The sequence below is a fragment of the Endozoicomonas sp. Z74 genome (assembly GCF_057680865.1).
On the sequence record NZ_JBLYZI010000041.1, the window covers coordinates 30,700 to 43,471 of the forward strand.

The following is a 12,772-nucleotide window of genomic DNA, read 5'->3' on the forward strand; positions in this document are numbered from 1 at the left end:
ACCCGATATAATAAGCGGCTATGCATAGCGAAAAATAGGCAGTGAATTTTGCCCAGTCTTTCCTACTGAACCGTTTACTGGCTGCTCCATCGAAGCTATAGGGTATTTTTTTAATAAAATAAGATGTGAAGTAAAAAAACAATATAAGCTGGGGAATAAAAATGGTTAATGAGTAAACCATCATTATCCCTCCCATGCTATCGCCAGAGCAGGCCCATTCAGAATTCAGGCACCCGATAAAATAAACGGCCATATAGGTTATAATATTTCCGGTAGCAGCCCAGAAAACTGAATCGGCTATCACACCTTTTTCTTTGATTTTGATACCAACCTCCATGTTTGGTTTGATATTTTTTTGGAAGATTAAGTTGAAAGCAAGGTGATCTGGTTTTTTTTATTGCTTGCTTTTTATGTGACTAAGGAAGGTGCGAATAAGCCCTGTGGTACTCTGGCCTGCCAGGGGGGCTCAGAATCAAGAAAGGCTGATGCAGAGCCTTGGTCCCATTTTAGGTTAAGTGAGCTCAAAAAACGTTCAAGCTACCGCCCGTCCTTCCTTCTTCAGGACCGCTCAGGGGCAACACTTGCAGAGCTTTTCATGCTATCACGTGAATAGTTATACGGCCATGAATCAATAGCTGCGGGTTGTTACGGCGGGAAGGCCCATGGATAATGCATCCTCCCTGTTTTCCATGAAAAGGCCCTCCCAGGACAGACCATCAATATGGATAGAAGGCTTGAGCTGGATAATCTTTCCCTGAGCATTGGCAGCCAGGTGCTCTTCAGTGGACTCAGCTGCCGTGTATCGGGCGGAGAGGTGCTGTCTGTGATGGGGCCCAGCGGGTGTGGCAAGAGCAGTCTGCTGAATATTATCTGCGGTACACTGGACTCTGCTTTTTATTATCAGGGGAGGGTGCTGCTGGATGATCAGCCCCTGGATGCACTGCCTCCCCATCGGCGCAGGGCAGGCCTGCAGTTTCAGGATCATCTGCTGTTTCCCCATATGACGGTGGGAGAAAACCTGGCGTTTGGTTTGCCTCGGCAATTCAATAAAGCTGAAAGGCTGCAGAAGGTGGAGCAGGCGCTGGAGAATTGCGGGTTAACGGGTGTTGCCGATTATCAGCCCTCTGCCCTTTCCGGTGGTCAGCGTGCCCGGGTCAGCCTGATGCGAACCCTATTATCGGAACCGAAAGTGCTGCTGCTGGATGAACCGTTTTCCAAACTGGATCGGGCGTTAAGGGAGCAGTTTCGTACCTTTGTATTTCAACAGGTCAACCGGCTGAAGATTCCTGCCTTGATGGTCACCCATGACGTGCAGGATATTGAAGACAAAAGTCGTGTTATCTATTTAAAGGCACACACTGCGTGACCTGTAATAAAGGGTTTTCTGGTAGTGCTCGGCTTTGGGTTTGAAGCTGGAGTCATAATGTTTATGCTTTTTGCTTATGATCCCATTCATGCTCTGTATAAAGCCTTGGCAGATGAATACTGCGTTGACAACAGGCTCTGATAAACACAGGATCATGGCTGACGATCAGAAAGGTACTGCCCTGCTTCTGCAGATATAAAATACGTTCAACCAATCGCTTTCGCTGCTCTTCACCAACACCAGACGACGGTTCATCCAGTAGATACAGCCTGGGACTCATAGTGATAATGGAGGCCAGGTTTATGTTCTTTCGCTGACTGAAATGTCCGTCCAGAGGGTTCTGATCCAGTACGTCACTCAGATGTAAAAGTCCGGCTATGTGCTCTACCTGCTGATCACAGGTTTCTTTATCCATTTCGATATTTCGTGGTCCATAACGGAGCTCTTCCCTGATCGTGGAAGAGAAGATCTGCTGTTCTGGCTGCTGAAAAACAAAGCCAATGTCTTTTGCTCTTTCCCAGGGTTTCAGCTTGCAGACTGACTGTCCATCAAGCTGTATATCTCCACTGTCAGGTTGAAGGTGCCCCTGAATCAGGTTCAGTAAAGTGGATTTACCACAGCCGTTGTCACCCTGAAGAGCGACGATTTCCCCTTTGTGAACGGAAAAGGAAAGTTCACTCAATAGTTGGGGTTTGCTGGGGTAGTGGAAGCTGAGGCCTTCTATTGCCAGTAAAGGCTTTGGCTCCTGAGTGTCTGGTGTTGACTTGAGGGATGGCGTTGTTGACCCGTAGCTTTCTGGTTCAGCCGTATACTCTCTGAGTGTGCCATCTTCAAGGCTGAACTGTCGTTTTCCCCAGGGAATATAAAGTTCGGGGTTGGCGCTTAGATAAACAATTGTTGTGTTTTCCTGATGGCTTAACCAGTCAGCCAGCTTTTTCACGGCTGCAGGAGATAACTGACTGAAAGGTTCCTGCAGAATAAGGGTTTTCGGCTGCATCATCAGAACAGACGCCAGCAATAGCCTCTGTTGTTCACCACCGGATAATGAAAAGGGGTCTTGGTCCAGCAGATGCTTAAGTTCAAATACAGGGATCAGCTCTTCCATTTTTTTAAGGATGTTATCAACAGGAAGGCCTATATTTTCTGCCCCGAAAACCAGCTCATCCCGAACAGAGAAACAGCAGCCACTGAGCTGTTCCGATGGCCCGCCTTGCAGCAGAACAACTTCACCAGAGGTAGGCTGGGGCCCACCCCATTCAATTGATCCGCTGACTTCACCGCTCAGATGTTGTGCCCCTAATCCAGATAAAATCACTGCCAGTGCCGAGAGTGAGGGCATATCGTTACCATGGATTACGATAGGTTCTCTTTGATTCAGGACTAAATTGGCATTGTTGATCAGTTGCCGCTTTTCAAGAGGGCAATGATAGGAAAGTGACTGACAGGACAGGGATGGAATGCTCACAGAAACCAGGCCAGAACAAATTGAAAAACGATTGGAACCATAACCCCGTAACGCAACCATTTCTGGGCCTGTGTATCCGGGCAGGGGAAGCACACTGTTCTTGGGGCTGTGTTTCTGAATCCGCGGCTGTCCAATGCCAGGGCCCGCTGTTGCAGATCAGAGAGGGCGCAGGTAATCACAGGAAGAATCAGGGAGACGGCTGAAGCCAGCTTCGCCGTCAGTGTGCCCCCAGGGTTATGTCCACGGGCCTGCTGGGCCTTGCGCACAGAATGAATCAGGATGGTTATACGGCTGATCAACAGCAGTGGGCTTACCAGAATATACGACGTTTTGGTGGAAAAGCCGGCCTGTCCCATTGCGGCCATTAAACGTGATACTGGAACCGTTTCGAAAAACATCAGTGCAGCCATAATCAGCAGGGTGATTCTTGCGCTGATTCTGCTTCCCTTAAGCAGACCGGCGGTATCAGGTTCTGACACCAGGGAGTGGCCTGGAATAATCCAGCCATGGAAAAGCAGCAGGGAAAACAGTGCCGGTAATGTCAGCCAGAGAGTTCGCTTGAGAATGCGATAGTCCAGAGTTGGAAGCATCAATACCAGAAAAGCCAGTAACACTATTAATGACACCTGCCCCGTGAGAGGCAGAGTGAAAGTAGAGGTGATGACCCACAGCAATAAAGCCATGCCAGTGAATGGGTGCATGGGAATCAGGACTTCGATGCTGACAGGGAATAGCCCGGGAAATGGCAGGTCAGTCGCTGGGGCAGGCGCTGGATAATCAGGGCTACTACAATGGTACTGAGAACCTTATCAATAATATTTCCGGAAATAACAGAGATAATGACAGAGCTGAACAAGTCACGGCCAACCACCATCAGGTAGCCGGTAAGAAAATCAATGCCGCTGCCGGTTACACCACCAAAAACATATACCCGGATAGGCACAGCAACAACAGCCAGAGCCAGTGAAATAATCACACCACTGATAGCCGCATAAACAGGGTTTTGGAAACCGCCATGGCGTGCTAGAAAACCAGCGGCGAGGCCAATCATCATGGAAACAGGGGCAAAGTAGATCGCCGTTGGTGAACCCAGCGCGCCCCATATCAGGTTAGTGAAGCCACCGGTAATCATGCCCAGCAATGGTCCACCCAGGACGCCTACCAGAAGGGTACCTATAGAGTCCAGGAAAATGGGCAGTTGCAGGCTGGCAACAATCTGGCCCAGCGCCATATTAATGGCAATCGCCATGGGAATCAGAATCAGGGTCTGAGTATTAAGTCTTGATAGCATGATGTTCGCCTTAAAGCTGACTGGGAGAAGGTTTAACAACAAGTTCGGGATAGCCTGATTGAGGGCACTCCTCCCTGAGGAAAGACAGCTCAGGCATGTGACCAATAACCAGTTCTACTGTCGTATAGACCTCGCAGCCGGTCATAAGGTGACCACCGGTAACTTTGCCAGTGCCATCGGCAATTGCCATATGAAGGTGTGACCCGTGAACCGAAAGGGTTCCGGACAGGGAAACAATTTCAAACTTGTCGGAATAGGTGGTGTGCTGTTCCTGATTGGCCAGACGGAGGCAGGCTTTTCTCAGGCTACCCACAACAGAAAGGATGCAGCCAGCTTCAATATGTTCGCGATCCAGGTAACTTTCTATAGACGAAAGCAAGTCATCACCTGGCATCAGACGTATGACGTGATACTTCATTAAATGTGAATTCTCGACGGGTGGTCAGTTCAATAGTGCCCAAAGCCCTGTATATACAGGCCCGTTTGATCCGCTTTATGGCGAACCATAGCATTATTGTATTGAGGATAAGATTAGTGAATGTTGAGGCAGGTCACTGTTTGATTGTTTAACCTACAGGCTTGTCTCTCCTGGCGGAAGTGAGCAACTGTAGCATCTTTCAGAGCATCGGAATGTTAAGGGCAGTGCCTCACTTTAAAAGTAAAGTGAGGCTGCGAATACCTGTATTCATTTAACCAAAATCAAAGTCCATGGTTTCCATGGGACCCTGAATGTAGTAACCCTGGGCGTACTCAACACCAAGGCGCCAGAGGTGGGCCAGGGTCTGGGTGCTTTCCACTTTCGGGACAATGCAGTGAACGCCCTGTTCCTTGAGCATTTCCAGCATTTTAATAATGTCCTCATCCCGGTTCTGCTCCAGTTTGCTGGTGAAGCTGCCGTCCAGTCGCACAAACTGAACATCCAGGTGGCGGAGCATTTTCATGGAACGGGAGTCGCCCTGGAAGCGGGTTACCGCCAGGTGGCAGCCAATCTTCTGGACGGCTTCGGCAAATTCCACGACCCGCTTCAGTTGTTGAAGCACGACGGATTCTGGCATTTGCAGAACGATGCTTTCTGCAGGAAGCTCTGTGGCTTTCAGAAGTCCGGACAGGTATTGGGCCAGCTCCTTGCCCTGGATGGACAGATGACTCAGGTGAATCAGCAGGCGAACGTTCTGGCCCTGTTTGTGCACCTGGGCCAGTTGTCGTATGCACTGGCGCAGCACCCAGCGATCAATATGGGGCATCAGACTGGAGGATTCCGCCGCTTCCATAAAGGTGGCGGCCTCCACAGTTTCTCCCTGGGGCGATTGCAGCCGCAGGAACACTTCATACTGTTTTTCTTCGGAGCCGGTAATGTTGATCACGGGCTGATACAGAAGGTGGAAGGAGTCTTCAGACAACGCCTGGCGGATCATGGCCTGAACGTCTCCGTCTTCTGCCTTGCGGTTCAGCTCCTGGGCCTTGGAGTACTGGCAGACCCGGGGGCCTTCCTGTCGGAGGCCCAGTTCGCAGGCGTTTTCGGCATTGCTCAGCAGTTCTGCCAGAGTCTGGCCCGGTTTGCTCACGGCAAAGCCAATGGTGACGGTGGTGGTCAGGGTTTCTTCGGCACTGCCAAACAGGTGGTTATCAATGGTTTCCTGCAGTTCCAGCAGCTGTTCCCTGATGGTTTCCGGATCATCCTGGCCGGTGGTCAGGGCGAGGAACCGGTCATCTCCCTGGTGGCCACTTCTGCTCCCGGGAAAAGATTCCCCGAGCATGGCAAGGATGGTTTTTTGAATGGAGAGCATGCCCTCAATGCTGGCTTCCTGGCGGATCTGCTGGAAGTCGTCCAGCTGAAGCAGGATCAGGGTGGCCTGTTCAGCGCTTGCCAGCAGTTGCCCGGCCTCTTCCAGAAACGTATCGCTGCTGGTTAGTGGTTTTAGTTCTGGCTCAATCAGCCCGGGGCTTTCTACCCGTTCATGACTGTCACCCACGGGTTGATTCAGTACTGGAACGCCCAGAGGGTGAATGGTCAGCTGGATACAGGGTTCACCGTCATACTGCGCTTCGGTCAGCCGGATACTGACGGGAATGTAATGCCCATCGGTGTGAGACAGCTGACACTCCAGGGGTTCACCGGCCCTGGAGTCGATCTGTTTCAACAGCTGCCGGATCTGCTCCTGGTGTTCCGGGCCAACCATGTCAATCAATGGCATTCCTGCGAGGTCGTCAGCGTCTTCATAGCCAAACTGTTGCAGATAGGCGTCATTGGCATCCACATGCATACCGTCGTGAATGTAGGCAATAGCTTCCGTGGCATTAGCCAGCAGTAGTTGACACCTTTCGTTGGAATTCTGCAGCTCCAACCGGGTTTCATTCAGTGCCCGCCGGTCTTCAAGGCTGGTGAGTTCCCGGATAACGGCATGGAGAATGTGGGTTTCATTGGCACTGGGTATGGCGTCCCTGGCCCCGGCAGACAGCCAGGAGGTTGCCTGTTCCGGGTTGTATTCCGGAAGTGTCACGATGACTGGAATATCCTGCTTGTGCTGCTGGATCAGGGAGATGGCCTGCCGGGCGTTGAGCCGGGTCGACTCTTCAGAACCCAGCATCAAATCCCAGTGCCCCTGCTTCAGGGCTTCTTCAAGGGATTCAGGGCTGGATATGTGTTGAACTCTGGGAGGCATTCCCGCGTTACGAAAGAGTTTTACCCATCGTTCAACGTCATTGGGAGAGTCTTCAAGGGCGAGCAAGCGTACGGTCTGTCTGCTGTAGTCCATTCTGTGCTGATCACTGTTCAGTCTTCTGCGTTCCCTCTACGATAAGCCAGTCACCAGCGGAGATAAATCGTTTTTTCCCGGAGGGTGATATGGGAATGTTTATTCTTGAGCCAGTTCTGGTTTTTCCCGGTTCAGGCTTCCCGGGTCCGCCTGCCAGTGAGGGCAGCCGGAAAATCGCCAGAGCTCAATGATGCCCTGGTCATTGACCGTAAAAGACTGCCGGCAGGTATTCATCAAATAGGCGGACCCCCAGTTGGAAATCCAGCTGTAAACAGACCGGCCATCTTTAAGCTGGGACTGGGAAGAGGGCGCCCCCCAGGTGGTGATCAGTTCTTCCACAGGCTTTCCCTGCCATGAACGCATGACCTTCTCTGTACTGACACAACCACTGAGGTACCCGCAAAACAGGATAAGCAGGAGGCTGAAAGCGTTGGACATGGAGCTTGAACCAGAAATGGCTAATGTTCAGCCAACTATAGCTGGTTCTTGTAGCTGGTTCCTGTCAGGCCATCAGTCAAACAGGCGGTATTGATATTCGTTGAAGCCGGTCGTGGTGCTGACGCATTCCATCAGCTGTCCATTGCCAAGGGTGTGGTTGTGAACCAGCCGGAATTTCAGCCCGGGCTTGCTGGGCAGTCTTGGCATGATCAGAGTGTCAGAGCTGCGTTCATGAGATGGTTCAGACGACGATGTCTGAATCAGGAAGGCTCGGTGGAAGTGGCTCATATCCTGGGTTTTATGGATCAGGGAAATCGCGGCGGGCACCGGTTTGGCTGACAACAGCTCAACCCCCAGGGTCACTTCCGTGTTGTTGGTGACTTCTACCCAGCGGACAACGGCCAGCGCCCAGGTAGCGGAGGATTCCTGTTGGATGCCGACAGGTTCGCCGGCATGAAAGGAGTGTGGCGGTATTGCATTGAAGCGAAGGCAGAAACCTTTGCTGCTGTGATTAATGACCGTAGTGGGCAGTATTGGAAAGTGGGAATCCCCTTCCAGGCTCTGGCTGTTGAAGGTGATGGTTTCATTATGGGTGGTCGGACCCAGGGTCTCTTCTTCAGAGGGGAGTGTGTCATGGGCTTCAGACCAGACATCCCCGGTTTTTGCTGAAAACTCACTTTTGCCTCCCCCTTTTCCGCTGGAGTAGGGGGCAATCATGTCGTTAAACGGTTTCTTTTCGCAGAGGTGGAAGTGGAGTCCGCTGAACCCCAGGCTGATGGAGCAACTGCCTCCCCCGGCCTGCCGGGGGGAGGAACGTTTACAGATGTGTGTCCAGGTGGAGGCAAGGTGTCCCAGTAATTCCGGAGAAAGTGCGCTGGTGGTTTTGGGATTCTCTTTTATTTTCTTCAGGTGGTTGGTCAGCACCCTCACATCCAGGCCGATGACGCCCGGGACGGTTTTGTCCGGGTCCGGAGTTGCATAATGAAGCCCCTCATCACTGCTGAGATTGGCGGCAAAGTACGTCTGCAGTCCTGACTGGGGGCGCAGGGTGCAGTGGGGTACCCATAAGCTCAGTGCCTGCCAGGTCTGTCGGATTTCATCACGGGACAGCTGACTGGAACGGCTTCTCGACATTAATAATGTCCGTTTGTAATGGTCCGCCGCTGAGAGAGGCTTGCTTTTGCTGTCGAATGGGTCAGCCTGGCTGAATGAATGCAGTTGTCTATTAACCGCTATCTGGTAAAGCTGGTGGAGATTTCGCCAGAACCCTTCAGGGGCTGGCCGGTAAAGTTGACAATAAAACAGATAAGTAAAACTGCTGCCTGAAAAGGCCCGGTGACAGGCTCTTGCCTGTATCTCTCCTTGTTCATTGTGATCAATGCAGCACTGGAGGACGGCCGTAAATGCCTGAACCAGATTCTGGTAAAGACATTCACAAAGCTCAAACGGTTCCTGTTGAATCTCATTAAAGGTCAGGTGTCTTTTCAAGTGTTGCTGATAAAGTGTGTGAGTAACGGAAAGGACCTGGGATCGAAGAGATTCTGCCAGTTGCAGCAGCTCGGATGGGGAGGCGTCCAGTTCCGCAAGCTCCTGCAGTGCTTCTGCAAGCAGTTGCCCGGTTTTGCTGTGATCGGTTTTGGGCAGCTCTTTCTGCCATGACGTCAACGCTTCCAGGTGGTTATTCGCGGAACTCTGGCAGAACGCCAGTGAGGCTCGAGTGCGTTGAGGCAGGGCCATTGCGGCCAGGTCGTAATCCGGTTCCATTCCCTTGTCCCGATTGTGTAACTGCCTGACGTCCTGTCAGGCAGTGAGTTCTTTATAATTTACACAAGAAAACGCCGATTTTCATCACCCGTTTTACATCCTGGGGGTGTTTATTGAACCCAGGTTTTTCCAGGTTTACCAGGAATCTCTCTGACCAGCCTGGGAATCAGGTACCCGGGGCAGGAGGCCTTGACGTCTTCGACCAATGATTTGGCATGAGCTTCTGACACATCAAAATGCGCCGCTCCATGGACGTGGTCCAGCAAATGAAGGTAATAAGGCAATACACCTGCGTCGAACAGTTTATGACTGAGGTCGGCAAGAGCTGGGCCATTGTCGTTGATTCCCTGCAGCAATACCGTCTGGTTCAGCAAGGTGACCCCTGCATTCCTCAGGGTGTGCATGGCCTGTCTGAGTTCATGATTGATCTCTCTGGCATGGTTGCAATGGATCACCATCACCGGCTTCAGTCGATGGCCGGTAAACCAGTCCAGCATTGTTTCTGTAATGCGTTGCGGAATAACAACCGGCAGCCGGGTATGAATGCGAAGGGTTTCAACGTGGCTGATGTTGCTGAGTTCCCTGACCATTTTCCCCAGACGCTTGTCACTGGCTGCCAGGGGGTCACCGCCACTGAAAATGACTTCCCGTATGCTGGTATCTGATCGGATATACTCCAGTGCTTTTTGCCAGCTCTCTCCGCCCAGGTTGTTGTCCTGATAAGGAAAGTGGCGGCGGAAACAGAAGCGGCAGTTAATGGCACAGGCGCCGCTGACGATCAGCAGTAACCGGCCATGGTATTTGTGAATGACACCATCAGTGGGGTTTTGAGACTGCTCTGCCAGCGGGTCAATGCCATACCCCTCAACATCAATGCATTCTTCTCCAATGGGGAGTACCTGTTTCAGAAGCGGGTCTTTCGGGTTCCCCGGTTCCATTCTGGCCACAAAAGAGTGAGGGACTTTCAGGGAAAATGCCTGGTTGGCCTTCAGTGCCGGAGGGAGCAGCTTCCGGTCCAGCTGCAATATATCCAGCAAATGCTCCGGTGACGTAATGGCACTCACCAGTTGTTCCTGCCAGCAGGTGAACGGGTCGATGGTCTGCACACTGAGCTCGGAACGGGTTATCATAGGGGTTTTTGATCTCCTGGTAAGGTCCAATGGCTAGTTATAGTACCAATGAGTTTCGCTCAGGTCTCAAAGTAATGCTCGAAGGTGATCCCTGCTCGATCATTGAGAATGAATTTGTTAAGCCCGGGAAGGGGCAGGCCTTCAATCGGGTTAAATTCCGTAACCTGATGTCCGGCCGAGTCTGGGAACGTACGTTCAAGTCCGGTGAAAGCCTGGAGGCTGCCGATGTCATGGAACTGGACATGGAGTATCTCTACACCGATGGCGAATTCTGGCACTTCATGATGACCGACGGCTCTTATGAGCAGCACGGGGCCAGTAAAGAAGCGGTAGGTGATACGATTAACTGGCTGAAAGAGCAGGAAGTATACTCGGTGACTCTGTACAACGGCGCACCACTTTCTGTTTCTGCTCCGAATTTCGTTGAGCTTCAGGTGGTTGAGACCGATCCGGGCCTTAAAGGCGATACGGCCCAGGGTGGCTCCAAGCCTGCGAAACTCAGTACTGGCGCTACTGTGAAGGTGCCACTGTTTATTGTGGAAGGTGAAGTGCTGAAAATTGATACCCGTACAGGGGAATACGTTGGTCGTGTTAAGTAGTATTCTGCTGCTCTCATGACATTAACAGGCGGCCCAGGCCGCCTTGTTTTTACCTCCCATGCTCCCTTCTCCCTGACTACCCCTACTTTCCTGGCTCATTTAGCCCTACATTATTAGTCAGCATTTCTTTTTTTTACTCCGGCTTCAGGGTTCATTATGACAACCGACCTATGGAAACCTTCCGCACCAATGATGGCGCTCAGGGAAAGAGCGGGGCTGTTGCGCAACGTACGCGGCTATTTTGATAGCCAGGGTGTAATGGAGGTGGAAACGCCCATGTTGTCCAGCAGTGCCACGGTTGATGTCTACATTGACAGCTTTTCAACGGAATTTTCCCCCATTGGGGAGGAGAGAGAGCAAACCTGTTACCTTCATACTTCCCCTGAGTTTGCCATGAAGCGATTGCTGGCAGCGGGCAGTGGCGACATTTTTTCCATGGGGCGGGTCTTTCGAAACGGCGAGGCCGGTGGTCGGCATAATCCTGAGTTCACCCTGCTGGAGTGGTATCGGGTGGGAATGGATCAGCAGCGTTTGATGGACGATGTATCCAGCCTGCTCTCAAGCGTTGCAAACTTTACTGAAATCAGGCGCTGCCGTTATGGGGATCTCTTTGAGGAGGTACTGGGAGTGAACCCTTATACGGCACCGGACAGTGACCTTGATCGCCTGGTTCAGGAAAAAGTGGATGGCAAGCTGGCCGGGCTTGATCGGGTTGACGCTCTGGACCTGCTTTTCTCTCACTTTATTGAGCCTCATCTCGGGGGGCGTTCTACAGCCCTGGAAGGGGTGTTTGTTTATGACTACCCGGTCTGCATGTCAGCCATGGCGCGCATTCATAGAAATGATGAGGGTGTTGAGGTATCGGCCCGCTTCGAACTGTTTGTCAACGGGGTTGAACTGGCCAATGGCTATCATGAGCTGCTGGATGCTGATGAGCAGCAAGCGCGTTTTCAAGCTTCACAGAAGCAGCGGGAAAACCGGGAATTCGATGTATACCCTTATGACCAGCGACTGGTGGATGCCCTGGACCATGGAATGCCGGACTGTGCCGGGGTGGCATTGGGTATTGATCGCTTGCTGATGCTGATGATGAATACCTCCCGCATAGCCGATGTGCTGGCTTTTGATTTCAACCGGGCATAAAGATGGTTTGTCTTTTCTTGTTTTAGGTATATTGCGCAGGTTGCCAGAGCGCTTGGGGTGCGTATAATGCGCCCCACTTCCAAGACATCAGTCAGGACAGCGGAACGAGTCGTTCATTGCTGACCGGGTTCGATGATGGGAGGTGCGGTTGGTTAAACGGTTATCAAAAAATGACCGGTTGACAACGAGCTGCAGCGCGGTAAGATGCGCATCCGCTGACAGGGGCTGAGGCCAGCGTCAGTGAGTTGGAAAGCTTCTTTGCTCTGACGCAAAAGACTGCTTGACAACGAAAGCCGCCACGGTAAGATAGGCGGCCTTGCTGATCGGCATCAACGGCTGATCAGGGTTGAGAATCTCCTGATTCTAACCAAGTTCTTTAACAAGATATCAGACAATTCGTGTGGGCGCTTGTGCGATTGCATCGGTTAACAAGACTTCGGTCTTGAACTACTTAAGATGCTTAATTGAGCAAGCGAACATATCTGTTAATTCATGTACGTTTAATTGCAAAATTGAGTCGTTGCTTGCTCTTCGGAGTGAAGTGACAAAACGATTTAAACTGAAGAGTTTGATCATGGCTCAGATTGAACGCTGGCGGCAGGCCTAACACATGCAAGTCGAGCGGTAACAGGGAGAGCTTGCTCTTTGCTGACGAGCGGCGGACGGGTGCGTAACACGTAGGAATCTGCCCGATAGTGGGGGATAGCCCGGAGAAATCCGGATTAATACCGCATACGCCCTAAGGGGGAAAGCAGGGGATCTTCGGACCTTGCGCTATTGGATGAGCCTGCGTCGGATTAGCTAGTTGGTGGGGTAAAGG

11 protein-coding genes and 1 rRNA gene are annotated in these 12,772 nt (G+C 51.7%); 4 read left to right on the forward strand and 8 right to left on the reverse strand.

Annotated elements, in window-relative coordinates:
- Nucleotides 1-721 precede the first annotated feature (721 nt).
- Nucleotides 722-1,366, forward strand: coding sequence for an ATP-binding cassette domain-containing protein (locus ACNRUY_RS13410; protein WP_488112149.1), 645 nt, complete (start codon nucleotides 722-724; stop codon nucleotides 1,364-1,366).
- Nucleotides 1,367-1,427: 61 nt separating this feature from the next.
- Here the strand turns inward: ACNRUY_RS13410 and ACNRUY_RS13415 are convergent, their stop codons facing one another.
- From ACNRUY_RS13415 to epmB, 8 genes are all read right to left on the reverse strand, one after another.
- Nucleotides 1,428-2,705 (reverse strand): ATP-binding cassette domain-containing protein, encoded by a 1,278-nt coding sequence (locus ACNRUY_RS13415; protein ID WP_488112150.1) that lies wholly within the window; start codon nucleotides 2,703-2,705, stop codon nucleotides 1,428-1,430.
- 122 nt (nucleotides 2,706-2,827) lie between these two features.
- Nucleotides 2,828-3,532, reverse strand: coding sequence for an energy-coupling factor transporter transmembrane component T (locus ACNRUY_RS13420; protein WP_488112151.1), 705 nt, complete (start codon nucleotides 3,530-3,532; stop codon nucleotides 2,828-2,830).
- A 5-nt stretch (nucleotides 3,533-3,537) separates the two neighbouring features.
- Nucleotides 3,538-4,122, reverse strand: coding sequence for a hypothetical protein (locus ACNRUY_RS13425; protein WP_488112152.1), 585 nt, complete (start codon nucleotides 4,120-4,122; stop codon nucleotides 3,538-3,540).
- A 10-nt stretch (nucleotides 4,123-4,132) separates the two neighbouring features.
- On the reverse strand, nucleotides 4,133-4,540 hold the full coding sequence (locus tag ACNRUY_RS13430) for a PPC domain-containing DNA-binding protein (RefSeq protein WP_488112153.1): 408 nt from the start codon (nucleotides 4,538-4,540) through the stop codon (nucleotides 4,133-4,135).
- Between the two features lie 271 nt (nucleotides 4,541-4,811).
- Nucleotides 4,812-6,878, reverse strand: a complete 2,067-nt coding sequence (locus ACNRUY_RS13435) for an EAL domain-containing protein (protein ID WP_488112154.1) — start codon at nucleotides 6,876-6,878, stop codon at nucleotides 4,812-4,814.
- Nucleotides 6,879-6,977: 99 nt separating this feature from the next.
- Nucleotides 6,978-7,241 carry a hypothetical protein gene (locus tag ACNRUY_RS13440; protein ID WP_488112155.1) on the reverse strand — a complete coding sequence of 88 codons (264 nt, stop codon included), beginning with the start codon at nucleotides 7,239-7,241 and terminating at the stop codon, nucleotides 6,978-6,980.
- 147 nt (nucleotides 7,242-7,388) lie between these two features.
- Nucleotides 7,389-9,080, reverse strand: coding sequence for a hypothetical protein (locus ACNRUY_RS13445; protein ID WP_488112156.1), 1,692 nt, complete (start codon nucleotides 9,078-9,080; stop codon nucleotides 7,389-7,391).
- 110 nt (nucleotides 9,081-9,190) lie between these two features.
- The gene (epmB, locus tag ACNRUY_RS13450) at nucleotides 9,191-10,210 is read right to left on the reverse strand and encodes an EF-P beta-lysylation protein EpmB (protein ID WP_488112157.1); all 1,020 of its coding nucleotides are present in this window, start codon (nucleotides 10,208-10,210) and stop codon (nucleotides 9,191-9,193) included.
- Between the two features lie 29 nt (nucleotides 10,211-10,239).
- On the opposite strand from epmB, the gene efp reads away from it, so the two are divergent.
- The 3 genes from efp to ACNRUY_RS13465 all read left to right on the forward strand — a co-directional run.
- Entirely contained in the window at nucleotides 10,240-10,809 is a 570-nt protein-coding gene (gene efp, locus ACNRUY_RS13455) for an elongation factor P (RefSeq protein ID WP_488112158.1), read from the forward strand.
- Nucleotides 10,810-10,965: 156 nt separating this feature from the next.
- On the forward strand, nucleotides 10,966-11,952 hold the full coding sequence (epmA, locus tag ACNRUY_RS13460; RefSeq protein ID WP_488112159.1) for an EF-P lysine aminoacylase EpmA: 987 nt from the start codon (nucleotides 10,966-10,968) through the stop codon (nucleotides 11,950-11,952).
- A 556-nt stretch (nucleotides 11,953-12,508) separates the two neighbouring features.
- Nucleotides 12,509-12,772 (forward strand): 16S ribosomal RNA (locus tag ACNRUY_RS13465); the annotation flags it as partial.